Source organism: Bacillus sp. NPDC060175, from assembly GCF_042728695.1.
In the GTDB taxonomy this organism is placed as follows: domain Bacteria; phylum Bacillota; class Bacilli; order Bacillales; family Bacillaceae_G; genus Bacillus_A.
In genome coordinates, this window is record NZ_JBHWYR010000009.1 from 73,131 (window position 1) to 99,712 (window position 26,582).

General features: G+C 35.6%; 28 protein-coding genes and 1 pseudogene. 18 read left to right on the forward strand and 11 right to left on the reverse strand.

The features are described from left to right. Positions 1 to 60: 60 nt before the first annotated feature. A complete protein-coding gene (locus ACFWDE_RS07485; protein WP_002091151.1) occupies positions 61 to 714 on the reverse strand; it encodes a helix-turn-helix domain-containing protein in 654 nt (217 codons plus the stop codon). Positions 715 to 851: 137 nt separating this feature from the next. Here ACFWDE_RS07485 and ytaF point away from each other — a divergent pair, with 137 nt between their 5' ends. Next, complete coding sequence (gene ytaF / locus ACFWDE_RS07490; protein ID WP_002091150.1) at positions 852 to 1,463, forward strand: sporulation membrane protein YtaF; 612 nt, start codon at positions 852 to 854, stop codon at positions 1,461 to 1,463. 163 nt (positions 1,464 to 1,626) lie between these two features. On the opposite strand, the gene ACFWDE_RS07495 is transcribed toward ytaF, so the two are convergent. Together ACFWDE_RS07495 and glsA are read right to left on the reverse strand one after the other, a co-directional pair. Continuing rightward, positions 1,627 to 1,971 carry a DUF3969 family protein gene (locus ACFWDE_RS07495; RefSeq protein WP_002091149.1) on the reverse strand — a complete coding sequence of 115 codons (345 nt, stop codon included), beginning with the start codon at positions 1,969 to 1,971 and terminating at the stop codon, positions 1,627 to 1,629. Positions 1,972 to 2,143: 172 nt separating this feature from the next. Further along, positions 2,144 to 3,073 (reverse strand): glutaminase A, encoded by a 930-nt coding sequence (gene glsA, locus ACFWDE_RS07500; RefSeq protein WP_002151698.1) that lies wholly within the window; start codon positions 3,071 to 3,073, stop codon positions 2,144 to 2,146. A gap of 323 nt (positions 3,074 to 3,396) precedes the next feature. Here glsA and nagE point away from each other — a divergent pair, with 323 nt between their 5' ends. The 12 genes and pseudogenes from nagE to ACFWDE_RS07560 all read left to right on the forward strand — a co-directional run bounded on the left by nagE (position 3,397) and on the right by ACFWDE_RS07560 (position 17,634). After that, positions 3,397 to 4,899, forward strand: coding sequence for an N-acetylglucosamine-specific PTS transporter subunit IIBC (nagE, locus tag ACFWDE_RS07505; RefSeq protein WP_377891194.1), 1,503 nt, complete (start codon positions 3,397 to 3,399; stop codon positions 4,897 to 4,899). Between the two features lie 254 nt (positions 4,900 to 5,153). Then, the gene (locus ACFWDE_RS07510; protein WP_377891196.1) at positions 5,154 to 6,404 is read left to right on the forward strand and encodes a serine hydrolase domain-containing protein; all 1,251 of its coding nucleotides are present in this window, start codon (positions 5,154 to 5,156) and stop codon (positions 6,402 to 6,404) included. Between the two features lie 340 nt (positions 6,405 to 6,744). Further along, entirely contained in the window at positions 6,745 to 7,146 is a 402-nt protein-coding gene (locus tag ACFWDE_RS07515) for an LSm family protein (protein WP_377891198.1), read from the forward strand. A 16-nt stretch (positions 7,147 to 7,162) separates the two neighbouring features. Then, positions 7,163 to 7,357, forward strand: coding sequence for a hypothetical protein (locus ACFWDE_RS07520; RefSeq protein ID WP_377891200.1), 195 nt, complete (start codon positions 7,163 to 7,165; stop codon positions 7,355 to 7,357). Between the two features lie 13 nt (positions 7,358 to 7,370). Continuing rightward, positions 7,371 to 8,921: a glycosyltransferase family 2 protein gene (locus tag ACFWDE_RS07525; protein ID WP_377891202.1), complete on the forward strand. Its 1,551-nt coding sequence runs from the start codon at positions 7,371 to 7,373 to the stop codon at positions 8,919 to 8,921. After that, positions 8,908 to 10,152 (forward strand): nucleotide sugar dehydrogenase, encoded by a 1,245-nt coding sequence (locus tag ACFWDE_RS07530; protein ID WP_377891204.1) that lies wholly within the window; start codon positions 8,908 to 8,910, stop codon positions 10,150 to 10,152. The genes ACFWDE_RS07525 and ACFWDE_RS07530 overlap by 14 nt, the downstream gene beginning before the upstream one ends. Continuing rightward, positions 10,149 to 11,114, forward strand: a complete 966-nt coding sequence (locus tag ACFWDE_RS07535; RefSeq protein WP_377891206.1) for an NAD-dependent epimerase/dehydratase family protein — start codon at positions 10,149 to 10,151, stop codon at positions 11,112 to 11,114. The genes ACFWDE_RS07530 and ACFWDE_RS07535 overlap by 4 nt, the downstream gene beginning before the upstream one ends. Next, positions 11,107 to 12,651 carry a glycosyltransferase family 2 protein gene (locus ACFWDE_RS07540; protein WP_377891208.1) on the forward strand — a complete coding sequence of 515 codons (1,545 nt, stop codon included), beginning with the start codon at positions 11,107 to 11,109 and terminating at the stop codon, positions 12,649 to 12,651. Before ACFWDE_RS07535 ends, ACFWDE_RS07540 begins: the two co-directional genes overlap by 8 nt. A gap of 15 nt (positions 12,652 to 12,666) precedes the next feature. Continuing rightward, a pseudogene (locus ACFWDE_RS07545) lies at positions 12,667 to 12,859 on the forward strand (hypothetical protein). Positions 12,860 to 13,005: 146 nt separating this feature from the next. Then, positions 13,006 to 15,255 carry a formate C-acetyltransferase gene (pflB, locus tag ACFWDE_RS07550; protein ID WP_377891211.1) on the forward strand — a complete coding sequence of 750 codons (2,250 nt, stop codon included), beginning with the start codon at positions 13,006 to 13,008 and terminating at the stop codon, positions 15,253 to 15,255. A 69-nt stretch (positions 15,256 to 15,324) separates the two neighbouring features. Continuing rightward, the gene (gene pflA / locus ACFWDE_RS07555; RefSeq protein ID WP_377891213.1) at positions 15,325 to 16,056 is read left to right on the forward strand and encodes a pyruvate formate-lyase-activating protein; all 732 of its coding nucleotides are present in this window, start codon (positions 15,325 to 15,327) and stop codon (positions 16,054 to 16,056) included. Between the two features lie 411 nt (positions 16,057 to 16,467). Continuing rightward, positions 16,468 to 17,634, forward strand: coding sequence for a diglucosyl diacylglycerol synthase (locus tag ACFWDE_RS07560; protein WP_002113823.1), 1,167 nt, complete (start codon positions 16,468 to 16,470; stop codon positions 17,632 to 17,634). Positions 17,635 to 18,111: 477 nt separating this feature from the next. Here the strand turns inward: ACFWDE_RS07560 and ACFWDE_RS07565 are convergent, their stop codons facing one another. The 4 genes from ACFWDE_RS07565 to ACFWDE_RS07580 all read right to left on the reverse strand — a co-directional run bounded on the left by ACFWDE_RS07565 (position 18,112) and on the right by ACFWDE_RS07580 (position 21,321). Further along, positions 18,112 to 18,231: a YfhE family protein gene (locus tag ACFWDE_RS07565; RefSeq protein WP_078178179.1), complete on the reverse strand. Its 120-nt coding sequence runs from the start codon at positions 18,229 to 18,231 to the stop codon at positions 18,112 to 18,114. A 110-nt stretch (positions 18,232 to 18,341) separates the two neighbouring features. Then, positions 18,342 to 18,899, reverse strand: a complete 558-nt coding sequence (locus tag ACFWDE_RS07570; protein WP_377891216.1) for a GNAT family N-acetyltransferase — start codon at positions 18,897 to 18,899, stop codon at positions 18,342 to 18,344. A 240-nt stretch (positions 18,900 to 19,139) separates the two neighbouring features. After that, a complete protein-coding gene (locus ACFWDE_RS07575) occupies positions 19,140 to 20,270 on the reverse strand; it encodes an amidohydrolase (protein ID WP_098778055.1) in 1,131 nt (376 codons plus the stop codon). A 145-nt stretch (positions 20,271 to 20,415) separates the two neighbouring features. Beyond that, positions 20,416 to 21,321: a TIGR01777 family oxidoreductase gene (locus ACFWDE_RS07580; RefSeq protein ID WP_377891219.1), complete on the reverse strand. Its 906-nt coding sequence runs from the start codon at positions 21,319 to 21,321 to the stop codon at positions 20,416 to 20,418. Positions 21,322 to 21,402: 81 nt separating this feature from the next. Here ACFWDE_RS07580 and recX point away from each other — a divergent pair, with 81 nt between their 5' ends. Next, on the forward strand, positions 21,403 to 22,215 hold the full coding sequence (gene recX / locus ACFWDE_RS07585; RefSeq protein ID WP_377891221.1) for a recombination regulator RecX: 813 nt from the start codon (positions 21,403 to 21,405) through the stop codon (positions 22,213 to 22,215). Positions 22,216 to 22,224: 9 nt separating this feature from the next. Continuing rightward, positions 22,225 to 22,542 carry a YfhH family protein gene (locus ACFWDE_RS07590; protein WP_377891223.1) on the forward strand — a complete coding sequence of 106 codons (318 nt, stop codon included), beginning with the start codon at positions 22,225 to 22,227 and terminating at the stop codon, positions 22,540 to 22,542. A gap of 64 nt (positions 22,543 to 22,606) precedes the next feature. Here ACFWDE_RS07590 and ACFWDE_RS07595 read toward each other — a convergent pair whose 3' ends face one another. Together ACFWDE_RS07595 and ACFWDE_RS07600 are read right to left on the reverse strand one after the other, a co-directional pair. Further along, positions 22,607 to 22,759 (reverse strand): YpzG family protein, encoded by a 153-nt coding sequence (locus ACFWDE_RS07595; protein WP_002010325.1) that lies wholly within the window; start codon positions 22,757 to 22,759, stop codon positions 22,607 to 22,609. Positions 22,760 to 22,802: 43 nt separating this feature from the next. Then, positions 22,803 to 22,961 (reverse strand): small, acid-soluble spore protein K, encoded by a 159-nt coding sequence (locus ACFWDE_RS07600; protein ID WP_002113845.1) that lies wholly within the window; start codon positions 22,959 to 22,961, stop codon positions 22,803 to 22,805. Positions 22,962 to 23,083: 122 nt separating this feature from the next. Between ACFWDE_RS07600 and ACFWDE_RS07605 the strand changes: the two genes are divergently transcribed. Further along, a complete protein-coding gene (locus ACFWDE_RS07605) occupies positions 23,084 to 23,350 on the forward strand; it encodes a YfhJ family protein (RefSeq protein ID WP_002113846.1) in 267 nt (88 codons plus the stop codon). A gap of 24 nt (positions 23,351 to 23,374) precedes the next feature. On the opposite strand, the gene ACFWDE_RS07610 is transcribed toward ACFWDE_RS07605, so the two are convergent. Beyond that, positions 23,375 to 24,355, reverse strand: coding sequence for a metal-dependent hydrolase (locus tag ACFWDE_RS07610; RefSeq protein WP_002125060.1), 981 nt, complete (start codon positions 24,353 to 24,355; stop codon positions 23,375 to 23,377). Between the two features lie 149 nt (positions 24,356 to 24,504). Here ACFWDE_RS07610 and mutY point away from each other — a divergent pair, with 149 nt between their 5' ends. Next, complete coding sequence (mutY, locus tag ACFWDE_RS07615; protein WP_377891227.1) at positions 24,505 to 25,602, forward strand: A/G-specific adenine glycosylase; 1,098 nt, start codon at positions 24,505 to 24,507, stop codon at positions 25,600 to 25,602. A 239-nt stretch (positions 25,603 to 25,841) separates the two neighbouring features. Here the strand turns inward: mutY and ACFWDE_RS07620 are convergent, their stop codons facing one another. Beyond that, on the reverse strand, positions 25,842 to 26,018 hold the full coding sequence (locus ACFWDE_RS07620; protein WP_002159377.1) for a hypothetical protein: 177 nt from the start codon (positions 26,016 to 26,018) through the stop codon (positions 25,842 to 25,844). Positions 26,019 to 26,127: 109 nt separating this feature from the next. On the opposite strand from ACFWDE_RS07620, the gene ACFWDE_RS07625 reads away from it, so the two are divergent. After that, positions 26,128 to 26,535 (forward strand): gamma-type small acid-soluble spore protein, encoded by a 408-nt coding sequence (locus tag ACFWDE_RS07625; RefSeq protein ID WP_377891245.1) that lies wholly within the window; start codon positions 26,128 to 26,130, stop codon positions 26,533 to 26,535. The last annotated feature ends 47 nt before the right edge of the window (positions 26,536 to 26,582 follow it).

The following is a 26,582-nucleotide window of genomic DNA, read 5'->3' on the forward strand; positions in this document are numbered from 1 at the left end:
GCTTTTTTAGTGAACTATTTCAGAGTTGAACATAAACAACTGAAATAGTTCTTTATTTTTCTATGTTTTTCGTTTTATTTCAATTAATTTCTCTTTAGCTAATTCAACGGCAATCGCATCATCTAAATAGCCGATTGGAAAAAGATAATCGGGGATAATGTCTGTTGATAAAATGAAATATAGTAAGGCACCCCCAATAATTGCACGCTCTTCGGTTGAAATGGTTTCTGTACAAAATTGTTGGTACATATTTGTTAATTGCTCAATGAAAGGACCAGCACTATCAATTTGTTCTATTTTACTTTTGAAACTCTCGTGAATACGTTTTTCGCCTTCAGTAGTTTGAGCATAGCGCTCGTAATTTTCAAGTTCTTGTTTCACACGAGTTGTTGTGTATTCGAAGTCGAATAGGTTAGAGGATTGTAATGTTTGCTGAATTGTATCGAGAGATGTGTACATATCTGCTTTTTCCTTATTTATGTGTGGAGAGTCAGGGTACATTTCATCAAGTAATAATTGCGGTGGAACTTGTAGACAGTTTGCGAATTTTTGTAAATGGTTTTGCTTCGGTTGTTGTTTGCCATTAATTATTCTTGAAATTGTTGCAGGATCAATATTTGTAAGTGTTCCTAGTTGGCGCATAGATAGAGCGCGCTCCTTTAACAGTTTCTTTATTAATTTACCGAGCCGCTCATTTGGATTTTCATTGGGCATAATGTAGGCACTCCTTTTCTATTGTCTATCGTTGAAAAAATGTTGAGCATTTATTACAAGTATATGAAACAGACAGGCACAGTTGCTCAACATTTTCATAATATGCAATGAAAAGTGAGAAAAGGGGTGACTGTACGATGAGTACGGCAGGTTTATTTTCAATTTTTTTAATCGGGATTGCGTCTAATTTAGATAATGCAGGTGTTGGGATTGCATATGGCATTCGTAAAATTCGAATTTCGTGGCTTAACAATTTTATCATCGCATTTTTTGGATTTTTATTTACTTTACTAGCTGGATTTTTTGGGAATTGGATCGCATTATTTATTTCAGAGTTCACAGCAAACATTATTGGCGCAATCGTTTTAGGAATAATCGGGGTGTTTATTTTATGTCAGCCTTTCTTGAGTCAAAAAGATACCGTAGAATCTAAAGATAGTAGTGTACTTATGGGGGTTTTACGTGATCCAGAAAAAGCAGATTTTGATGGTTCTAAAACAATTAGTTTTTCTGAAGCAATTGTTTTAGGAGTTGCATTGTCCATAAACAATATTGCAGGTGGATTTGATGCTGGAGTAACAAATTTAAATCTTTGGCTTACGGCATGTATTTCTGGAGTTTTTAGTTTTATTTGTATTAGTGGTTTTACGTATGTTGGTAAAAGATTTTTAGCTGAATACTTAGGGAAATGGGCAACTATAATTGCAGGTGTGTTATTAATTCTTATTGGAATTGATCAATTGTTGTAAGAATGATAGGGAAAACAGTATTCGAGTATTTCCTTGGAAATACACTAAGAAATTGCATATATCGACGTGAAATCTTTTCACGGTAATGAAAGATTGTAAGTATTATACAAATCTTTGTGTGTAAAAAGGTTTAAAAAAGTAAAAGCACCTGCATAGGTGCTTTTTAGCGTATATCTTCAATTAGTTGTGCACATTCATCATCATGCATACTGTACTCACTTAAAACTTGAATACAAAGCCATTTCAGTTCTTCGATACTATGCTCAAGTTCTTCGGGAAGTACATGGTAAATGTCTTCAAGTCCCATTCCGAAATGAATAAGTTCTAGTACTTGATCATCGATGTTCCGATCCATTAATAGTTCAAGCACTTCTAAATTGAATATGTATCGGTGAGCTTCATCGAGTGAAACAACTTTTAGTTTCAAACTTTCTACAATACTCAATATGAAAAGAAGAATTGTTTTTTCGAGAACAGGTTGTTTCTCCATTTGAAATATGAGTTTCATCTTTTACACCTCCACATACAGCGCTAGGTTGTACTATATTATTCAGGAGGGGGGAGCAAATATGCATAATAAAGAGAACTTTTATTACTGTTTTTTGAATTGTGTTGATGCCTAGTAGAACGGATTTTTGTGAAATAAAAAATCCTGCCAATATAGCAGGATAACTTCTAAATTAAAACATGCTCCAACCTTCTTGGGCAGAAAGTAATTCAAGAATTTTAAAACCAGCGATACTATTTCCGTTTGCATCTAAAGCTGGTCCGAAAATACCGATTCCCATTTCGCCTTTTACGCAGCCGAAAATGCCGCCCGCTACACCACTTTTTGCAGGGATTCCAACACGAATTGCAAATTCACCAGATTCATTATACATCCCGCAAGTAACCATAAATGTTTTACAAATTTTCGTAATATGTTTAGGGATGATCTGTTTCTTTTTATAAGGATCATATCCATCCATTGCAAAGATTAAACCAATACGTGCTAGGTCGATACAGTTAACCTCAATTGCACATTGACGCGTATATAAATCCATAAGTTCTTCAATATCGTTATCGATGATGCCATTTTGTTTCATATAGTAACAAAGTGAACGGTTTAAGTAAGCTGTTTCTAATTCAGAAGTGGCAACTTTAGAAGAATAACTAATAGTAGGATTGTCTGTTATATCACGCACAAATTGAAGAATGCGTTCCATCTTCTCCTCGTTATCATTACCAGCTAGCATACTTGTAATAGCTAATGCACCCGCATTAATCATTGGATTAAGAGGTTTGGAAGAACTTGTTGTTTCAAGCTTAATAATAGAATTAAATGGGTCACCAGTTGGTTCCATTCCAACTTTAGAAAATACATATTCTTCACCACGGTCTAAAAGGGCAAGTGCAAGTGTAATTACTTTAGAAATACTTTGAAGAGTAAATAGTGTTTGTGAGTTACCAGCATGGATATATTCTGTTTCTTTATGGAAAATAGCAATCCCTAGATCATCTGGATTTGCATTTCCTAGTTCGGGGATATAAGTAGCAAGTTTTCCTTTTTTCGTATATGGTTTTACTTGTTCTAACAACTGCTGTAAGTTGTTTGTTTCAATGCACTGCATAGTACCAACGCTCCTATTTCGAATTAACTAAGTTTACTTTTCCCGATATGCTCGGAAATAAATAATAACATGAAAAAGTGGAATGATAAAACGAAAGTTATCTGTGCTATAATTAGTTTTTTTGCCTGCATATTTTGTATTCAATAAGGAGAATTTCCCTTTTATATAACAGTTTGGAAATAGAAAACTTATCCATAAAAAGTTCGAAAATAAAAACTACACATCTATACAACTATATGTTATTATGGTTATGTAATAGAAAGCGTTTTCTAAAGCGTACTTATAATGATAACGATTTCATAAATTTGATAGGGGGAATTAAAATGTTGCAGTTTTTACAACGTATTGGTAAAGCGTTAATGCTTCCAATCGCCGTACTACCAGCAGCAGGATTATTGCTTCGTTTAGGGCAACCAGATGTATTTGATATTCCTGTTATGGCACAGGCCGGCGCAGCGGTTTTTGATAATTTAGCACTTATTTTTGCAATAGGTATTGCAATAGGTCTTTCAGTTGATGGTAGTGGTGCAGCAGGTCTTGCAGGTGCAATTGGTTATCTGGTTATGAAAAACAGTATTGATGCACTTAGTAAGGGATATTCTACTGCAGAATTACAAGATAAATTAGGTAAAGTCCAAGATTTAATAGGCAATAGCGCGAATGTAGATCCTTCTAAGCTTGCAGATACAATGACACAAGTATCTAAGGCAGCCGAATTATCGACTAAAGTGGATATGAAAGTTTTAGGTGGTATTATTGTCGGTGTTATAGCAGGGCTCCTTTATAATAAATTCCATAAAATTAAACTTCCAGAATGGTTAGGTTTCTTTGCTGGAAAACGTTTCGTTCCGATTGTTACATCGGTTGTGATGCTAATATTAGGAATTCTATTCGCACAAATTTGGCCAGCAATTCAAAATGCTATTGATGCACTGGCTCATGGAATTGTTAATTTAGGTGCAGTTGGTTCAGGTCTATTTGGTTTATTAAACCGTTTATTAATCCCAATTGGTTTACACCATGTAATGAACACATACTTCTGGTTCGTATTTGGTGACTTTACAAATACAGCAGGCAATGTTGTAAATGGTGATATCGCTCGCTTCCTTGCAGGGGATAAAACAGCAGGTATGTTTATGACTGGTTTCTTCCCAGTTATGATGTTCGGTTTACCAGCAGCATGTTTCGCAATGATTGCGGCTGCTAAACCAGAAAAACGTAAAATGGTTACAGGTATGTTAGGTGGTCTAGCATTAACTTCATTCTTAACTGGTATTACAGAACCGATTGAATTCTCATTCATGTTCTTATCACCAGTATTATATGGTATTCATGCCGTGTTAACAGGTATTTCTTTATTTGTAACAACATCACTTGGCATTCACGATGGCTTCACATTTAGTGCCGGTGCAATTGATTACTTCTTAAACTTCGGTATTGCAACAAAACCAGTCTTACTAGCAGGAATCGGTTTAATTTACGCAGCAATTTACTTCGTAGTATTCTATTTCTTAATTAAGAAGTTCGACTTAAAAACTCCTGGTCGTGAAGATGACGATGAGTTAGCTGAAGATGGTGATGCACCAGTTGCAGGTTCAATTGGTGAAACTTATGTAGCTGCTTTAGGTGGAAAAGACAACTTAACAGTTATCGATAACTGTGCAACTCGTCTGCGCTTACAAGTGAAAGATGCAGGTTTAGTAAATGAGCCAGCATTAAAACGCGCAGGTGCAAAAGGCGTTATGAAATTAAGTAACACAAGTGTACAAGTTATCGTAGGTACAAATGTTGAATCTGTTGCCGATGATATGAAAAAACACGTATAAATAATTAGATAAGAGGATATCCAAAAAGATTGATAACATCAGTTTTTTTAGAGGATATCCTCTTTTTTTTGTTAAAAATTTAACGGGAATCTTACTTTTGTAAATTTTCTTTTTCTTTTTTATACATATAGGTTGGTAATATGTGCAGTGCGTGATAAAGTAGGGATGATATAGAATGGAGTATCCATAATCTACTAAAATAAATCTTTAGTAGAGGAAGTAAATTATTGGTGAATAAGGGGAAAAAGGCAATCATGGATCAGGAAAAAAATAATGCGAATGGGAAAGCACATCGGCCGATTGTATACATAAAAAGAACAATCATTCTCGTCTTAATATTCTTACTTGTATATTTCATGTATACAAAAATTGTTGCGCATAATAAGAAAGAAGAAACTTTAAAAGCGACAGCAGAAATGAAGAAGCAAGAAGAGATAAAAAAGAAAGAAGAAATGAAAAGGCAAGAAGCTGAAAAACAAAGAAAACAAAAAGAACAGGAAGAACAGATAAAACAGGCGCAAGTTATAGAGAAACCTGCTGAAGGACCACCTCAAGAAATTAATGAAAACGCTCAATTGAATCAATATTTACAAAACGCAGGATTTAGTGGGACAGCTGTTATTGTGAAGAACGGAAAAGTTCTTTTGAATAAAGGGTACGGTATGGCGAACAAAGAGAAGCAAGTACCGAATAATTCAGAAACAACCTTTTATATTGGCTCTATTTCAAAGGCATTTGTAGCGACTGCTATTATGCAATTGAAAGATCAAAATAAGTTGCAAGTAGAGGATACGGTTGCAAAGTATATTCCAGACTTTCCTCAAGGTAATAACATTCAGCTAAAACATTTATTAACACATACATCAGGGATTCCAGAATATGAGCAGGGAAAAGAGGATATTTCTCATGAAGAACTGATAAAGCGGATAGGAAATCAAAAGCGTATCGGGAGTCCAGGAGAGAAATGGAAGTATTCCGATTCGAACTACTCTATACTTGCTTACATTGCTGAGAAGGTAAGTGGACAGTCGCTCGAAGAATATATAAAACAACATATTTTTGCGACTGCGGGTATGAAACATTCTGGTTTCGGTACAGCGTTGGAACAAACAAGATTCCCATCAACGGGTTATAAAATAGTGAATAACAATATGACAACACCTAATATTCCGAGCATGTCACAACTATATGGTTGTGGTGATATATATACGAGCGCGCATGATTTATATTTATTTAATGAAGCACTCTTTTCTGGAAAATTAATTTCAAAAGAGAGTTATAATCAAATGTTTACAGCCGTGAAAAAGGATTATGGATTTGGCTGGTATGTAGATCCAGGAAGCTATTCAAATCACGGTGTAATGCCAGGTTGGAATTGCTTAAATGGTTTTAGTAAAAATGGTAGTGTATATGTGGTTTTATTATCTAACATTCAAAATAACATTAAATCATTTGGTAAAGTGAATAACGACATTTATACGATGTTGCGGAATATTGAAGTGTAAGAGACTATCCTTTTGGATAGTCTTTTTTGTATTGAGGAAATATATGTGCGGTTCGATAATGAAATAAATGGAAAATGGGAGGTTTATGAGTATACATAAGCATCATGCACGCAATGCGAAACGAATTTTGTGTATTACGGCGTAGCTGCCATTGTGACAATTAAAAATTAAAATATATATAAAGATAGATGGGACACCATCTATCTTTTTTATGTGATTAGAAAAGAGTGTTTCTTTGAAAAATGTATGCCTTACCTATCACAAAAAAAGTCTGCTTTGTATAAATTAAGATGTATGGATGTAAAATTTTATACTTTAAAAATAATAGGAGGAGAAGTGTATGTGTTTGTTCAGAAAATATTGGGATAAATTATCCCGACTGTTTAATAGACAATTAGGTTATTTTTTAGATGACAAGTTACTGCCTGCTGTGGAGCGACTTTTATTTTCACAAAACTTTGCGAAATTTATTCAAAGAAATTCTAAGCAAGCTACGGAAGAATTTATAGAATCAAGTCAATTTCAATCTATTATTTGTAGCATTTTAAAAGAATGCAATACATCACCTTTTAAAGAAATTGCAAAGCAATATTTAGGTAAAAACGTAGAAATTACTGTGACAGTTGGACAGTTAACAGGTGTTATTGTAGCAGTTGGTGACGATTTCTTAACACTGCAAGAAGGAATAGGAACAGAAGTTTTATTACCATTTACAAGTATTATATCAATGAAAGAAGCGTAAGAAAGGAGACTTATATATGTTATTTACTGATGAATTGCGTAACCATGTTGGTGAATTAGTGCAAGTTGTGACAGCTGTAGAAATTGTTGCAGGTATTCTTTTATCTGTGACGGATGGGGCAGTAAGTGTTCGTACAGCTCCTTCTTATGGACCACCGGAAGATGTACTTGTGCGTACTCCTATTATTTCTTATGTTCGCTTGGAAGGGTAAGAGTGATACAAGTATGAGAGTATCAGTTGTTATTCCAGTGCATAATGAAGCAAGTACTTTATCACAAGTTTTAGTAGAAGTGGAGAAGCTCGAGCCGTATGAAATTATTGTAGTAGATAATGGATCGACAGATGGAACGAAGGAAGTCGCATTACAGCATAGTTGCCATGTAATTTATTATAAACATTCTCTTGGCAATGATGTAGGAAGGGCAATTGGAGCTAGAGAAGCAAAAGGTGAAATTATATTGTTTTTAGATGGTGACATCGTTATTGAGAGTAAAGAGCTACAATGTTTCGTGAAAGGAATTCAGCTGGGGCATCAAATTGTTGTGAATAATTTAACATGGTCTGTTTATTTAAAGGTGAGACCACATTATACGACAGTTGGAAAATTCATGTTGAATCGTTATTTGAATAAAAAAGAGCTTGCTGTTGGTTCTTTAATCGCAATTCCACATGCGATGAGCCGGGAAGTTATCGAGAGACTTGGATGGTGGGATTTAGCAGATCCCGCATTATTTCAAGCGATGGCGATGTCTAGGGGAGTAGATATTGTTGATATGGCTTCGGTCGATGTAATTCACACGAATAAGGTTCGTCCTGTGCATACTGGTACATCACCTGGTTCTCCTTATCCGAAAGCGACTAGTCGTATTATAGGTGATCATTTACGTGCTTTGCAATACGTAATTGAAACATATGGTAAACGCGGCGGTTTTTCGGAAGGAAACAGGGATAGAGAGTTTATAGGGAAGTATAAACCAGTTTTATTACAACGGAAAAAAGCGAAATACAGTGCGATTATACCAGTGTCAGAAGAAAAAATGACTATAAGATCTGTTATACAAGAAGTGAAAAAAGCAGGAGTAGATGAAATTATTGTTGTTGCGAATGGAGCGGATATCGAGACTATTAAACAAGCAAAACTAGAGAATGTAATTGTTGTTGAATTTGGGAAGGCGCTTGGACATAATGTAGCGCGAGCGATAGGGGCCATGCATGCTACGGCAGATATTTGTTTATTTGTTGATGGTGATTTTGCTATTCCGGCAAAAAAGTTAATTCCATTTTTGCATGCTATTGAAGACGGAAATGATGTGGCGTTAAATGATTTGCAATGTTTGTTAGATATGTTTCACCCGGCAGATCCAATTAGTATGGGGAAATATTTCGTGAATTTGGTAGCGAAACGACCAGATTTATGGAATAACTCTTTAACTGCTGTACCACATGCTATGCATAAAAAGGTAATAGAGAAAATAGGGTATGATTCTCTTGTTATTCCGCCACTAGCTCAAATGAAAGCTATTTTGGAGGGATTCTCTATTACAGCAGTAGAATTTGTAGATGTTATAAAAACAAATCGAGTACGCCCAGAGCAACATGGATTTGTAAATGGACGAATTCCTGCATTCGATCGTATTTTCGGAGATCAGCTTGAGGCTATTGCTTATTTATTACAACATACGAATGGGCGCGGGAGTTTTACAGACGGAGAAAGGGATAGAGATATAATACTACAATTGAGAAGGGAAGAAGAAAATACAGATGGATGCCAGTAGTAAAGTAACTATTATTGGATTAGGGTATGTCGGCCTTCCTTTGGCGGTCCTTTTTGCAGAAAGAGGACATGCTGTACTTGGATTAGATAAAGATACTAGGAAAATAGAATCAATTATAAAAGGAGAAAGTTATATTCCTGATGTTTCTTCTAAAGTATTACAAAACTTATTAGAAAAAAGAAAATTAATAGTGAATACACCAGATAAAGGTGTTACCGATTTTAAGAATAGCGATTATGTCATTGTGACTGTGCCGACACCAATTAATGAATATAAAGAACCAGATTTAAGTGCCCTTGTTTCAGCCTCTCACTATATACAACAGAATCTTCAAAAAGGACAAACCTTCATTTTTGAAAGCTCCACATATCCAGGAACACTTGAAAAAGTTATTATTCCTATTATTTCTAAAACCGGTAAAAAGGTAGGAGGAGATTATTATATTGGCTATTCTCCAGAGCGAATTGATCCAGCGAATAGCCAGTATTCAGTTGAAACAATTCCAAAAGTTATTAGTGGACAAACAGAGCAGTGTAAACAAAAAGTACAGGATTTGTATAGCACTATATTTGATGTAGTCGTTCCAGTTAGCTCTCCGAAAGTGGCCGAGATGTGTAAGCTATTTGAAAATATTCAGCGCTTAGTTAATATTTCATTAGTAAATGAGTTGAATATGCTTTGTGAAAGTTTGAATATTAATTTTTATGAGGCGCTTGAAGCTGCATCTACAAAACCGTTTGGATTTACTCCGTATTGGCCAGGACCAGGAATAGGAGGACACTGTATTCCGGTAGATCCTTTATATTTTCAATGGAGAATAAGAAAGGCTGGAGCAATTAGTCAATTAATTGAGGCAGCACATGTAATTAATGAAGAAATGCCAGCGAAAATAATCGGAAAAGTAAAAGGTGTGGTGCAATCACCCGCAACGGTTTTAATTGTAGGGATTGCATATAAGAAAGATGTAAATGATTTGAGAGAATCACCGGCGTTGCCAATTATTCAATTATTAATAAAAGAAGGATACAAGATAGAATATCATGATCCGTATATTTCTACAGCGAAAATTGGAGATACACTATATCAATCCGTTCCATTAGATGAACAAAGAATTAAACAAGCAGATTGTATTTTAATTGTAACGGATCACTCTAGTATCGATTGGAAGCTCTTTAAAGGAATTGAGCGATTAATAGATACACGTGGAATTATAAAGAAGGTGAGTGTATGAGTAAGAAATGTTTAATTACAGGTGGAGCAGGATTTATTGGATCACATCTAGCTGAAGAATTGGTGAAAAGAGGTTATGAGGTCACGATTGTGGATAACTTCTATAAAGGAAAAAATAAATATCATGAAGAGTTAATGAAAGAGATTTCAGTTATTCCAATAAGCGTGTTAGATAAAAGTTCAATTCATGAATTAGTGAATCAACATGATGTGGTGTTCCATTTAGCTGCAATTTTGGGAGTCAAAACTACAATGGAAAAAAGTGTAGAGCTTATTGAAACGAACTTTGATGGAACGAGAAACATTTTGCAAGCAGCGTTAAAAGGGAAGAAGAAAGTAGTTTTCGCATCTACTTCGGAAGTATACGGAAAGGGAGAGCCACCATTCTCTGAAGAAGGAGATCGTTTATATGGTGCAACTTCCAAAATACGTTGGAGTTATGCAATTTGTAAAACGTTAGAGGAAACATTATGTTTAGGGTACGCATTAGAAGACTTACCTGTAACGATTGTTCGTTATTTTAATATTTATGGTCCAAGAGCGAAAGATGGTCCGTACGCAGGAGTAATTCCACGGTTTATTCGTGCGGCTTTGCAAGGTGACGATATTCTCGTGTATGGAGATGGAAAGCAGACACGTTGCTTTACGTATGTAAGTGATGCGGTCGAGGCAACGATTCGTGCAATGGATGAAAAGGTAAATGGTGAAATTATTAATATTGGTTCTGAGAATGAAAAAAATATAAGGGAAGTAGCGGAAGATATAAAAAAAATAACGAAGTCTGTTTCCAAAATTGTGCACGTTCCATTTGAGGAAGTATATCCACATGGATTTGAAGAAATTCCAAATCGAAAGCCGGATGTAACGAAATTAAGAGAACTTGTTCAGTTTCAAGCGAAAGTAACGTGGGAACAAGGATTGAAAGAAACTATTAAATGGTTTCGTGAAGAAAACAATGGCTAAGTCGTTATCAGTTATTATTCCTGTATGTAATGAAGTGGATACGATTTCAGACGTGGTTCAATCGGTAAAACCATTAAATCCAGTAGAGATTATTGTAGTAGCAAATGGTTGTAATGATGGTACAGAAGCAATTGCTGAGAGCTTAGGATGTACAGTAATTGAGCATAAAGAGTCACTTGGTAACGACGTTGGACGCGCAGTTGGTGCAAAACATGCGATAGGTGATGTATTACTGTTTGTAGATGGTGATTTTGCTATTCAAACTTCAAAATTACAATTATTCCTTAATCCGATTTTACATGATCAGGCGGACATCGCTTTAAATAATTTGGCCGCATTATTTTTAAAGAAACAAAGACCACATTCTATTACAGTATGGCGCCAAATCTTAAATGCAATGTTAGAGCGTGAAGAATTAAAAATTGATTCTTTACTATCTGTACCTCATGCGCTGACGAAGGAAGTTGTGCAAAATATTGGATACGAATGTTTTGTTAATCCTATTGTGGCTCATCTACGCCTAGCACAAAGTAAATGGAGAATTAGCCGTCATTGTGCGATTGATGTTATTACTCCGAATAAATTTCGCCCACTCGAGCATGCTGCATACGGCACGAATCTTGCTCATTCCGAAAAACGAATGATAGGCGATCATATAGAAGCTGTAGCAGAGCGGATAGTAGACAGTGATGGGCGCGGAGGATATTATGATGGAAATAGGAAAAGAGAGAGTGTCTACCATACTCTAAATTTTGAAGACTTTTATCAAGGGTGGGGCATTACATCTAATTTGTATAAAGGACAGCAACTATCGGTTATTATTCCTGTGCAAAATGAAGAGATGACGATTGGAAAGATTATAGAAGAGCTTCGCAAAATTGAACCATTGGAAATCATTGTTGTTGTAAATGGTTCGTCCGATAAAACGGCAACAATTGCAAAAGACAAGGGAGCAACAACAATTGTGTATAAAGAAGCACTTGGAAACGATGTGGGGCGTTCGCTTGGAACTTATTTTGCAAAAGGAGAAATTGTGTTATTTATAGACGGCGATTTTGTTATTCCAGCTAGTGAGCTATATCCCTTTGCAAAAGCAATTGCAGATGGAACAGATGTCGCATTAAATGATTTAAATCATTATTTAGATTTGAGAGTACCACTTCATCTTGTAACAGCATTTAAATATGCATTAAATTTAGCTTGTGATAGAAAAGATTTAGGCGTAGGCTCTCTTATTGCTGTACCTAATGCGTTTAGTCGTACTTGTTTGAAGGAAATAGGGTATAGATCATTATTGTCACCTTGTGTAGCACAAGTTAAAGCTGTACTTTCAGGTTTTGAAATCGCTTGTGTAAGTCGTATTGATGTTGATAGGGTGAACCGTATTCGTCCCAGTGAACATTTCGCAAAAATAGGTCATCCTCCAGCTGTCCTTCGAATTATTGGTGATCATATAGAAGGATTAGAGCAATTAATTGCATTAACAAACAGTCGTGGTGGATTTTACGATGGAAATAGAAATAGAGGAGCTATATAGAGCTTCTATCTTATTATGAAAAGAAGTGTACCTAATCGGTACACTTCTTTTCAATCTGTCATAAGACTATAACAGATTAGGAGATAAGAGTATTACAGCTCTACAATGGGTATCGTTCTTATATTACAAAATAGGACTCGTATATAAGAATACCAAAAAAATACAATTAAAGAAAGGGTTAATTATAAAGACTTTTAAACGAGGTTAACACTACGAATATAGTAGTTTGCTCAACATTTCACAAACATGTCACAACTATTTCGTTCACTTCCGAAAAAAAGTAGTATTCTAAGTGTGTAAGCTGTTATATAAAAAAACGTAGTCCTGTACTAATCAAAAATGGAGGAGATTAGGATGACTCAAGTATTAGAAAATGTAAAAAACGCGTGGGAAAACTTTAAAGGTGAAAAATGGAAAGCAGAGATTGATGTTCGCGATTTCATTTTAAATAATGTAAACGTTTACGAGGGAGAAGACTCTTTCTTAGCGGAAGCAACTGAAGAAACGAAAAAACTTTGGGATCAAGTAATGGATTTAACAACAAAGGAACGTGAAAACGGTGGCGTTCTTGATATGGATACAAAAATTGTTTCTTCTATTACATCACATGAACCAGGATATTTAAATAAAGATATTGAAAAAGTGGTCGGTTTCCAAACTGATAAACCATTTAAACGTTCTTTACAACCATATGGTGGTATTCGTATGGCGGAGCAAGCTTGTGAAGCGTATGGATATGAAATGGATAAAGAACTTAGCAAGATTTTCAGAGACTGGCGTAAAACTCATAATCAAGGTGTATTTGATGCATACACACCAGAAATGAAAGCGGCTCGTAAATCAGGTGTTATTACTGGTCTTCCAGATGCGTATGGACGTGGACGTATTATCGGTGACTATCGCCGCGTAGCGCTATATGGTATAGATCATTTAATTGAAGCGAAAAAAGCGGATTATAATTTAACTGGCGGTGTAATGAGCGAAGATACAATGCGTTTACGCGAAGAATTATCTGAGCAAATGCGTGCACTTCAAGAGTTAAAACAGATGGCTGCTTCTCATGGATTCGATATTTCTAAGCCAGCCACAAATGCACAAGAGGCCTTCCAATGGTTATACTTTGCTTATCTTGCAGCAATTAAAGAGCAAAACGGGGCAGCAATGAGTCTTGGACGTACATCTACATTCCTAGATGTTTACATTGAAAGAGATTTAGCAAATGGTACTTTAACAGAAGAAGCAGCACAAGAAATTGTGGATCACTTCATTATGAAATTACGTCTTGTGAAATTCGCAAGAACACCTGACTATAATGAACTATTCTCTGGAGATCCAACTTGGGTAACTGAATCTATCGGTGGTATGGCGTTAGACGGTCGTCCGTTAGTAACAAAAAACTCATTCCGTTTCTTGCATACATTAGATAATTTAGGACCAGCTCCAGAACCAAACTTAACAGTTCTTTGGTCTAAACAATTACCAGAGAACTTTAAAAACTACTGTGCAAAAATGTCTATTAAAACATCAGCAATTCAATATGAAAATGATGACATTATGCGTTCTGACTACGGTGATGACTACGGTATTGCTTGTTGTGTATCAGCAATGAGAATTGGTAAACAAATGCAGTTCTTCGGAGCACGTGCAAACTTAGCGAAAGCATTACTATATGCGGTTAACGGTGGTAAAGATGAAAAGTCAAAAGCACAAGTTGGTCCTGAATACGCACCAATTACTTCTGAAGTATTAGATTATGAAGAAGTTATGCGTAAATTCGATATGACAATGGAATGGTTAGCTGGTCTATACTTAAATACATTAAATGTAATTCACTATATGCACGATAAATATAGCTATGAACGTATTGAAATGGCACTTCATGATACAAATGTTCTTCGTACAATGGCAACAGGTATCGCTGGATTATCTGTAGTAGCAGACTCTTTAAGTGCAATTAAATACGCACAAGTAAAACCAATTCGTGATGAAAATGGTATTGCAGTTGATTTCGAAATTGAGGGAGATTTCCCTAAATACGGTAACAATGATGATCGTGTAGATGAAATCGCAGTAAATCTCGTGAAAACATTTATGAACAAGCTTCGCAAACATAAAACATACCGTAATTCTGTTCATACAATGTCAATCTTAACAATCACATCTAACGTTGTATACGGTAAGAAAACTGGTAACACTCCAGATGGACGTCGTACTGGAGAACCATTTGCACCGGGGGCAAACCCAATGCATGGCCGTGATACAAAAGGTGCATTAGCGTCATTATTATCTGTAGCTAAATTACCATATGAAGATGCACAAGATGGTATTTCAAATACATTCTCTATTATTCCAAAAGCACTTGGTAAAGAAGATGATGTACAAGTACGCAACTTAGTATCTATGCTTGATGGATATGCAATAAAACAAGGACACCACTTAAATATTAACGTATTTAACCGTGAAACATTAATGGATGCAATGGAGCACCCTGAAAAATATCCACAATTAACAATTCGTGTATCTGGTTACGCTGTTAACTTTATTAAATTAACTCGTGAACAACAAATTGATGTAATTAACCGTACAATGCATGAAAGCATGTAAGTGAAAAAAGTGTTCCTCCGCTTTTAATATATAGCGGAGGGAGGCTGTTTCAATAAAGGAGGAAGTAACATGGTAAAAGGAAGAATACATTCTGTAGAGTCTTGTGGTACTGTTGATGGCCCAGGGATTCGTTATGTCATATTTACACAAGGGTGTTTATTACGTTGTCAATATTGTCATAATGCTGATACGTGGGAAATCGGTAAAGGTAAAGAAATAACAGTTGAAGAAGTAGTGCAGGATGTGACATGTTACCTTCCATTTATTGAAGCTTCTGGAGGCGGTATAACAGTTAGTGGTGGAGAGCCACTATTACAGCTAGACTTCTTAATTGAGTTGTTTAAAAAGTGCAAAGAAGCTGGTATCCATACAACAATCGATTCTTCGGGCGGTTGTTATTCTGAAGAACCAGAATTCCAAAATAAGCTAGATATTTTAATGGATTATACAGATTTAGTTTTATTGGATTTGAAGCATATTGATTCAAAGAAACATCGTAAATTAACAGGGAAACCAAATGAACATATTTTACAATTTGCTCGTTATTTATCGGATAGAAAGAAACCAATTTGGGTAAGACATGTATTGGTTCCCGGTGTTACCGATGGTGAAGAGGATCTGCAAAAATTATCAAACTTTATTCAAAGTCTATCTAATGTTAAGAAAGTGGAAGTGTTACCATATCATAAACTCGGTGTTTATAAATGGGAGGCACTTGGACATAAGTATCCACTTGCGGATGTGAATCCACCGACAGAAGAAAATGTTGAGCATGCAAAACATATTTTAAAAGCAGTCTAATCCAAATATTGGATTAGACTTTTTGTTTCTTTATAATAAAATCTAGAGTATATATTTAGAAAAGAGTATACTGAAGAGATAATATCCATATTTTTGTAAAGGATAGGCGGAAAAATTTACATAATCGTAAAGGGAAATCAAAATAGTAAAAAGAATTAAGAAGTAAAAGAGTGAGTATCATGAAATATAGAACATTTGTAAGTTATTGCGAAAGCTCTTATAGGAAAGTATAATGTAAAGATATGAGCACAGATAGGATTAAGGGGTCAATCTTATATGCTTTGCATATCCACGACAGGTACATAGCTAACAGGGGAATATTGGAATCCAAGTATGTAATGTTTAAGGAAAATGTTTTTCCTATTGTCGTATATGCAATATGGAGAAACAAAAAGCTAGGAGTGGATTTGTTTGATAAAAAACCCCAAGGTTTTAATATTAACTGCACATTACGGTAACGGTCATGTGCAAGTAGCGAAAACATTAGAACAAACCTTTCGTCAAAAAGGAATCAAAGATGTAATTGTATGCGACTTGTTTGGAGAATCACATCCAGTTATAACCGATATTACAAAATATTTATATTTAAAAAGCTATACGGTAGGAAAAGAATTATATCGTTTGTTTTATTATGGTGTAGAGAAAATTTATGATAAAAAAATAGCATCTTGGTATGCGAATTTTGGGAGAAAGCGTTTGAAGACGCTATTACAGGTGGAGAAACCGGATATTGTTATTAATACCTTTCCAATCATCGCTGTACCAGAATTGAAAAAGCAAATAGGTATTTCTATTCCTGTTTATAACGTATTAACGGATTTTTGTGTGCATAAAATATGGATCCATCGAGAAGTAGATCGTTATTTTGTAGCAACCGATCATGTGAAAAAAGTGATGGTTGATATCGGTGTACCTGCAGAGCAAATTGTTGAAACAGGGATTCCGATTCGCAGCAGTTTTGAGCTAAAGATAAATCCAGCAATTATATATAATAAATATCAGTTATGTAAGGATAAAAAGATGTTACTAATTGTAGCAGGTGCTCATGGTGTGCTAGGGAGTGTAAAAGAGCTATGCCAGTCATTTATGTCAGTACCAAACTTACAAGTAGTTGTCGTTTGTGGGAAAAACGAAGCTTTAAAGCAGGATTTGATGGAACTACAGGAACAAAGTTCTGATGCTTTAAAAGTATTTGGTTATGTTGAAAACATTGATGAGTTGTTCCGTGTTACTTCTTGTATGATTACGAAGCCAGGTGGTATTACATTAAGCGAAGCAGCAGCATTACAAGTACCTGTCATTTTATATAAACCTGTCCCAGGACAAGAGAATGAAAATGCGTTGTATTTTGAAAAAAAAGGGGCTGCAGTTGTAATTCGTGATGATAGTGAAGTTTTTGCAAAAACAGAGGCGTTATTACAAGATGATATGAAGCTTCTTCAAATGAAAGAAGCAATGAAAAGTATTTATCGTCCTGAGCCAGCTGGTCATATTGTGGATACAATATTGGCAGAAAATCATGCAGAGCCGAATCATATACCTATTAAATCACCAGCTCTTGCCGAATCTTTTACTTAATATGAAACCCCTCTTTTAAGCATTTAAAGAGGGTTTTTTTATTGTTGTAAAAAAAGTAAACGTGAATTATTAACTTATCCCGCTATTTGCGGGCAGTAAGACCCCTACCTCAAAATTCAGCGAAAGCAAAGAAGTTAGGTGGGGGATGAACAAAAACCACGCTGATTAAAGTTTCACTTTATCCACAAAGGATTGCGCTTCTATTAGACAGTAAAGTCGGAATATTAACAACTATATCCACATAGTCCACAATTTTTAGAAAATTATCCACAATTCTCACGTTTAGAATTCATTTAAATAGATGAATTCGTAAAAAACTTTTGGAATTTATGCACAAGTCTACGATTTTTGTGGATAAAGTTGTCCACAAAAAAAATTCCTTATTTATAAGGAACCTTTTTTGCCAATCTATTGGAAAATCTTATGTAATGAAACTGAATAATTAGGGGGGAAACCTTCTAATTATTCAGTTTCACTTTAAATACTTTTTGAGCGATAGCCCGCTGCACGATCTGCTTTTCGAAATTCTCGTTGATAGAGAACTTCTTGTGTACTAGATAATGTGTTTTTTGCTTTATCATGTTTCTTTTTATCCATTACAAATCACCTCGTGTCCTAAAGTCACTATCTATCGTTTCCAAAGACATGGGGTGATATACATATATGTCAAACTAGTAATGATTAATTATTATTTCTGAATTTTTAGATTATGCTTCTTTTAATTGGTGTGCTTCTTGGAATGTTGTATCTCGCATTGTTGCAAGTGTATATTGATCTTTTGGAATTTCATATAAATTATATACTTCTTCATGCGCGTTAATTTCATCATAAACGGCTTTTCTTGTTTCGTTTGCTAGATTTACATATTGTAGTTTTTCGGCAGCCTTAATAGACCGGATATTTATTTTACGAATGCGCATAAAGATCGTTTCAATATCTAATTCGTAGAAAAGTTCGCTAAAAAGTGAATCTTTCGCTAATTTATTATATCCTTTACCATGATAGGGTTTGCCAAGCCAGGTTCCGAGGAATCCGGCTTTTTCTTGCACATCAAATAAAGTAATTGTACCGATAGGGTTACCCCATTCATCTAAAATTGTGCGTGAGATTAATTCTCCACGCTCTTCGGCTTCAATTGTTTGTTTCGTTAAAAATAAATATTCTTCATAAGAATAAGCCTTTTGACGCACAAAAGGGAAGACAGCTGGATCCACCATTAACTCGTATAGAACGTGGCTGTCGTGTAAGTCGCGTTTTTTCAACACACTAACTCCTCCTCACACGAGGGTAGCATGACGAAAAAACACCCACCCTCGAAATTTTTATATCAATCTTTAAAAAATTTCGGGGTGGGAATCGAACCCACTAGAACCAGTTTATAACGCTGGTGGCGCACCATTTGCCTTCCCCATTCATCAATTTGAAAATGATAATCACGACACAAATTGATTATGGTTTCATTCAGTTTATAATCGTATAATACTTTATCTAGTCAAAAAAATAAACTAGTTTTTTTTATTTTTTTTGTAAATTATTTTTCCGTCAATCATGGTGAGTACAGGCTTGGCTAAATAATGGAAAGGATGGTGAGTCCATAACACGAGATCAGCATCTTTTCCAACTTCAATGCTTCCAATTCTATTCTCTAAACGTAAATTACGAGCTGGAAAAATAGTTATTCCTTCCAAGGCTGTTTTTTCATCTAATCCTTCTCGAACAGCGATAGCGGCACAAACATTTAAATATTGAATGGGTGTATAAGGGTGATCTGTTGTAATAGAAACTTCTATGCCACTTTTCGATAATATATGATAAGTATCCCATGTTTTGTTTTTAAGCTCGATTTTCGAACGTCGTGTAAGAGTCGGACCAACTGAAATCTTTAAATTATGTTTCGAAAGTTCCTCAACAATAAAGTGTCCTTCTGTACAATGTTCAATACGTAAATCAAGATTGAATTCTGTCGCAAAGCGTAAAGCTGAAGTGATATCATCTGCGCGGTGAGCGTGGATACGTACCGGTATTTCTCGGCGGAGTGCTTTTAAAATAGGGAGCATTCGAAAATCAGCTTCATGCCCGTAGTGTTGTGCGTCATAGAATGATTCACGAAGTAACCCCATAATTCCCATACGTGTTATTGATTCTTTTGTGCCGTTGCTATGGACCTTTTTAGGGTTTTCTCCAAAGGCAATTTTTAAACCAGCAGGTTCCTGAATAATCATATGATCAATACAAGTTCCAGCAGTTTTTATTACACAAGTAGTACCGCCGATAATATTTTGGCTTCCGGGCATAACGTGAACAGTCGTAACCCCATTTTGTACAGCGTCTTGAAATGCAATATCAAAAGGATGGATCCCGTCTAAAGAACGGATATGTGGTGTTGAAACTTCAGATGTTTCATTTGCATCATTACCAGCCCAACCAGTGCCTTCGTCATAGAGACCAAGATGAGTATGCACATCAATAAATCCAGGTAAAAGATGAAGAGCTCGTGCGTCTATAACAGTCATATCTTGAGTAGGCTTAATATAAGGTTTGACCTCGGTGATTCGTTCTCCTGTAACCAATACATCTCCTTGAAATTTTGGAGAGGTAATAGGATATACAATGGCTTGTTTGAGCAATGTTTTCATAGGTACCTCATTTCTGTTACTTTGTAATATTTAGTGTAAGTTAAGACAAAGTAACTGAAAGGTTGTTCGTGTAGTAATGCTCCGGATTTTAGAAAGTGAGAAGTTTTGAAGGAGATAAACTACCCGTAAAACTATTTTAGAAGTACTACATTGTATGCAAGAGTATATTTTGTAATGCATGGTTAACTGTAGGAAATGTGTATCGATATCCATGTTCAATCGCTTTATTCGGTAATACATGCTGCCCTTCTAATACAAGTATACTCATCTCACCGAGTAAAGCGCGAAGTACAAATGAAGGAACAGGTAACCAATGAGGTCGCCTAGTTATAGTGGCAATAATTTCACCGAACTCTTTCATCCGTATTGGCGTTGGCGCTGTAATATTAAAAGGTCCGTCAATTTCTTTTTTGTGAATGATGAAATCAATCATGCGAACGACATCGTCTATATGAATCCATGATAACCATTGGTTTCCAGATCCAATTGTCCCCCCAATATATAATTGATAGGGAAGTAGCATTTTTGGAAGAGCTCCTCCGTCTGCACCTAATACGACTCCAAATCTTGAGTAGATTGTTCTTATTCCAAGAGAACGTGCTTTAGATGCTTCTTGCTCCCATAAAAATACTGTTTCTGCTAAAAAGTCATTTCCGGGAGTTTCTTGTTGCTCAGTAAAAGACTCTGTTTCAGATGTTCCATAGTATCCGATAGCGCTTGCATTAATAAATGTGTGTGGTTTTGCTGCGAGTGCTTGTAATTGTTTAATGAGTCCTTTTGTTGTTTGAATCCTACTGTTTAAAATTGTTTCTTTTTGTTTCTTTGTCCATCTACTATTAATAGACTCTCCAGATAGATTAATAACTACATCGATAGAGGAGAGGGGGAAGGTCTGTAAATCCGGTGTCCACTGTACGTATTGAAGGTTAGTATGTGAAGTTTTAGCAGTTTTTTTTCGAGTAAGAATGTAAACAGTATATCCCTTTTGAATAAAAAAATTAGAAAGGCATTTGCCGATAAAGCCAGTGCCACCAGAAATTGCGATTTTCACAATCATTTCCTCCTCATTATATATATTCTTGAAAAGCAAAAACGTTCCTTGACTATGTTAAAATAATAGAGAGGTGAGAGTATGGCTGTCATTACAAAAATAGAAGTGCAAAAACGATCGAAAGAACGATTTAATATTTATATTGATAAAGGCCAAGGTGAAGAGTACGGGTTTAGTGTGAATCAATCAATCTTAATGAAACATGGGTTACAAAAAGGCTTAGAAATTGATGAAGTAGCGTTAGGGAATATTTTGTACAATGAAGAGGTACAAAAAGCATATTTACAAGCAATTTCCTATTTATCCTATCAAATGAGAACAAAACAAGAAATAGAAGATTTCTTACGAAAAAAAGAAGTGGGACAGGCCATCATCTCTGAAGTCGTTTCGAAATTATTACATGATCGATATATTAATGATAAAGAGTACGCGATTTCATACGTGCGAACGCAAAGTAATGTGAGTCGAAAAGGCCCAACTGTTATTAAAAGAGAGTTGTTAAATAAAGGTATTCAGGATCTAATTATTACGCATAGTTTACAAGAGTATCCGAAGGAGAAGCAAATTGAGAATGCCTTATTTCTTATAGAAAAGAAGAAAAGATCTTATCAAAAACATTCCTTTTTACAAATGAAGCTAAAGTTAGACGAAATGCTTGTTCGTAAAGGGTATTCTAGAGAGGTAATTCAAATTTGTCTGGAAGAATTGAAAGACGAAAAAGATGACGAACAGCAACAAGAAGCGTTACACTATCATGGGAATAAATATTATGAGAAATATAAGAAGTATGATGGTTGGACATTCGAAAATAAGGTGAAGCAAGCGTTATATCGAAAAGGATTCTCTATTGATGAGATCGATATATTTTTACAAATGAAACGTGAAGAGGGATGAGGAAATAAGATGGGTATGCCAAAACGCTACAGTGAAATGACACCACATGAGCTAAGGGAAGAAATTGGGGTTTTGAAGGAGCAAGCAGTAAAGGCTGAGCAACTTGGAATTGTAAATGAATTCGATGTATTAATGAGAAAAATGGCTATGGCTCGTGCTTATATGATAGATATAAATAAATTCCATATTGGTGAGGCATATGAATTAGTAGAAGAACCTGGTGTGGTATTTAAAATTACGTATTTCAATGGGGTATTTGCTTGGGGATATAAGCAAAATGATAATGAAGAGATTGGAATACCAATTTCCTTGCTGCAGGAAAAATAAAAACCAGAGAGTGAATATCTCTCTGGTTTTCATCTTTGGTAGGCGTTAAAGGAGATAGGAGATTCTAAAATTGGCGTTTTTTACATTCGTTTGCCAGTATAATGAGAGACTGGGTTTGTTGCGTCTGTCCATTAACTTGCGCTTTCGCATGTTTTGGACGAGTCCACGTATGGTTAAATAATTCAGAACGACGATCTAAATGGTCACGGTAGCTCATCTTTATCACCTCGTGTAGGAAGTTAATTTAGTTTGTTACTGTACTACTCTTCCTGCTGATTTGCAGCACGCATACGTTCTTGTGGGTGCGTGTTAATTGTGCCGTTAGGTCTTTTCGAAGCGAAGCGTGATTTCGCTTTCGGTTGACCTTCGATTTTGCTGTTGTTTTTTGACTCAGACCAAAATTCGGCTTGTCTACCCATTAAGAACGCCCCCTCATTATCAGTCGATACCTCTTTAAGAAGTATCACTTATAGAATGTGCAAAATAGAAGAAACTATCCTTTAGAAATTAAGGGAATAAATGGGTAAAAGGAGAATAGAACATGAATGATATTTATGAAACATTAACGAAAGAATTATTAGATAAGAATGACAACCTTTCTTACGCACAAGCTCGTGCATGGGTTGAATTACTGTGGGAAGACTTCCGAACAACTTATGCTAAATCAGGTCGTTACCAAGGTGAGGAAATGACTGAACAAGTGGTACGAACATGGATTAATAATCATGGAAGTCGCCTTCATGAAATGCGTACAAATAATCCGAAGTATAGCCATTTAATCAATCAAGAAGATCATTTGAAACATTAAAAAAAGCGACTTAGGTCGCTTTTTTTAATGTGGAAGCAATTCTAGTTTTTTTCGAAGTTTTTCTTCGCTGAAAATCCATCCTGTATAGGAACTAATAATATTTAAATTTTGATCGAGCTGAACGATTGCGACGAATGGATAATAATCTTTACTTCGATACCGCAAATCAATAAATCGAACTTCATAATAGTTATCATAATCGAAAATATCCCAGCGATATACAGGTGAGAAAGATAAGAAAGCAGATATATTTTCATCTCGCACAGCAGCTTGCATAATGGCAGTATTCGGGAACGGTACGCGATTAAATTTATCGTATACAAGGATGTTACCGCGGTGCCATCTTGCGACGTAGTAATGTTCAGTTGTAACGACGGCTAAATGGTAATGGTAAAATTTGTAAGAAGGAGAAATAATTACTTTCTCTACATTTTTGAAACGTTTGTATACTACACTTTTGATATTTCGATGCATCATAATGCGGCCGATGTAGTAAACAAACATTAATATATACGCTGCTAAAGCAGTATAGCCTTTATGTGCTCCGACAAGCATACAGGCGATAGCGAGTATATGGATAAAGAAAATGACAGTATCAAACGTATTAATTATGCCGAGCGCTACCCATTTTTTTGTGAAGGGCCTTAATGCCTGTGTACCATAGGCATTGAAAATATCCACAAAGACATGAAGAAAGACGGCAATAAATGACCAAAGTAGTAGATGCAGATAGGGAGCGTCTGAAAAGAAGGCGAAAGAGATGCCACTTATAAGGAGTGACCAAAGAATCACTGCAGGAATGGAATGAGTAATCCCGCGATGATTTCTTATATATTTAGCGTTATTACGCAATTTTAAAACTGTATCGATGTCAGGAATATTGGAACCAGCAATTGTTGCAAGCATCACTGCTTGTGGCCCAATATCACTTTGTGCTATAGCTGGATCTAATGTTGCCAAACTGCCTAGAGTAACGCCCATAACAAGGTGAGTGGCTGTGTCCATAGAAATCCACCTCCGTTTTTTATTAATGTAACTCTTTTTATTCGATACCTCAAGTCCTTTGCCTTCTATTTTCTATGTCATCTTACTTAAATTTTTTCCTAAAATCTTTATAATAGTACGTATATGCAAAAAAATGAGGGGGATCAAGTTTGACACTTGAAATATTAAATGAGTTTAACATAGAACAGTTTCAAAATGATTTAATTGGTTGGTTTGAAAAAGAACAACGTGATTTACCGTGGCGAAAAAATAAAGATCCATACCGTGTTTGGGTTTCAGAAATTATGTTACAGCAAACAAGGGTAGAGGCTGTAAAACCATATTACGCAAATTTTATGGGGAAGTTTCCTACGCTTGAAGCGCTAGCAACTGCCGATGATGAAGAAGTATTAAAAGCATGGGAAGGCTTAGGTTATTATTCTAGAGCACGAAATTTACACGCTGCAGTAAAAGAGGTAAAAGAAGTATACGGCGGGACAGTACCGAGCGATGTAAAGAAAATTGAAAAATTAAAAGGAGTGGGACCATATACAAAAGGTGCCATTTTAAGCATTGCATATGGCATACCAGAGCCAGCGGTTGATGGAAATGTTATGCGCGTATTATCTCGTATTTTATCAGTGTGGGATGATATTGCAAAACCGAGGACGAGAAAAGTTTTTGAAGAGATTGTGCGTGAAATTATTTCGACAGAAAATCCATCTTATTTTAACCAAGGTTTGATGGAATTAGGGGCATTAATTTGTATACCGAAAAATCCCTCTTGTTTACTTTGTCCTGTACGTGAACATTGCAGAGGGTATGCTGAAGGTGTTCAAAAAGAACTACCAGTGAAAAGTAAAGCGAAAGCACCTACAATGGTACCGCTCGTTGCAGGAGTACTTCAAACTGAAGATGGTCGTTACGTAATTAATAAACGCCCAAGTACGGGATTACTGGCTAATATGTGGGAGTTCCCGAATATTGAACTAGGTGAAGGTATTCGTAATCAGAAACAACAGCTTACGGATTATATGAAGGAGAGCTTTGATCTCTCGGTTTCAATTGATGAATACGCGATGAATGTACAACATACTTTTACACATCGTACTTGGGATATATTTATATTTTACGGAAAAGTAACAGGTAATATTGTCGAAACGGATACATTAAAGTTTGTGTCGAAAGAAGCGTTCGAACAGTTACCTTTCTCGAAATCACATCGTACAATTTACGAAAAGTGTGTTGAGAAAATTACAATGCAATAAAGTGAAACTTTAATCAGTGGGGTTTTTCTTCATCCCCCACTGATTATTAGCCTTCACCAATCGGGCTTTTACGGGCAGCCCGTCCCCCACCTAACTTCTTTGCTTTCGCTGCATTTTGAGGTGGGGGTCTTACTGCCCGGCGAATAGCGGGATAAATAATAAAAACGTGTTCCAGAACTTTGGAACACGTTTTTTATATTGAAACTAAATTTGTATTTTGAGGTTGAAAATCCACGCGTTTATAATCCGCCCCGTGACTCAATTTCTTTCACAATTTCTTTATAAATCGTTTGTCCCTCTACATTTAGATAAGGCATAATTTGCTGAAATGAATGATGAAAATAAGCTAATTCATCCTCTTTCCATTCATTTTTGGAAATCATAGTTAGCTCAGTCATATCACGTCCAGTATACATATTCCCACCTCCATCATATGTAGTTTGAATGAGTGATAAGAGATATATGCGTGAATTTTTAAAAGAAAATTAAGGATAACTTCTAAGTGAATTGGTTACATTATTGATTGTGGAGGTGAGAAAGATGAGTAAAAAACAACAAGGTTATAATAAGGCAACTTCTGGTGCTAGCATTCAAAGTACAAATGCTAGCTATGGTACAGAGTTTGCAACTGAAACGAATGTACAAGCAGTAAAACAAGCAAACGCACAATCAGAGGCACAGAAAGCACAAGCTTCTGGTGCTCAAAGTGCAAATGCTAGTTATGGTACAGAGTTTGCAACTGAAACGAATGTACAAGCAGTAAAACAAGCGAACGCACAATCAGAGGCACAGAAAGCACAAGCTTCTAGTGCTCAAAGTGCAAATGCTAGTTATGGTACAGAGTTTGCAACTGAAACAGATGTGCATTCTGTGCAAAAACAAAATGTAAAATCAGCTGCAAAACAATCACAATCTTCTAGCTCAAATCAGTAATGAAAGAAAAACACTTCTCCGTTCGAGAGAAGTGTTTTCTTTGTGTG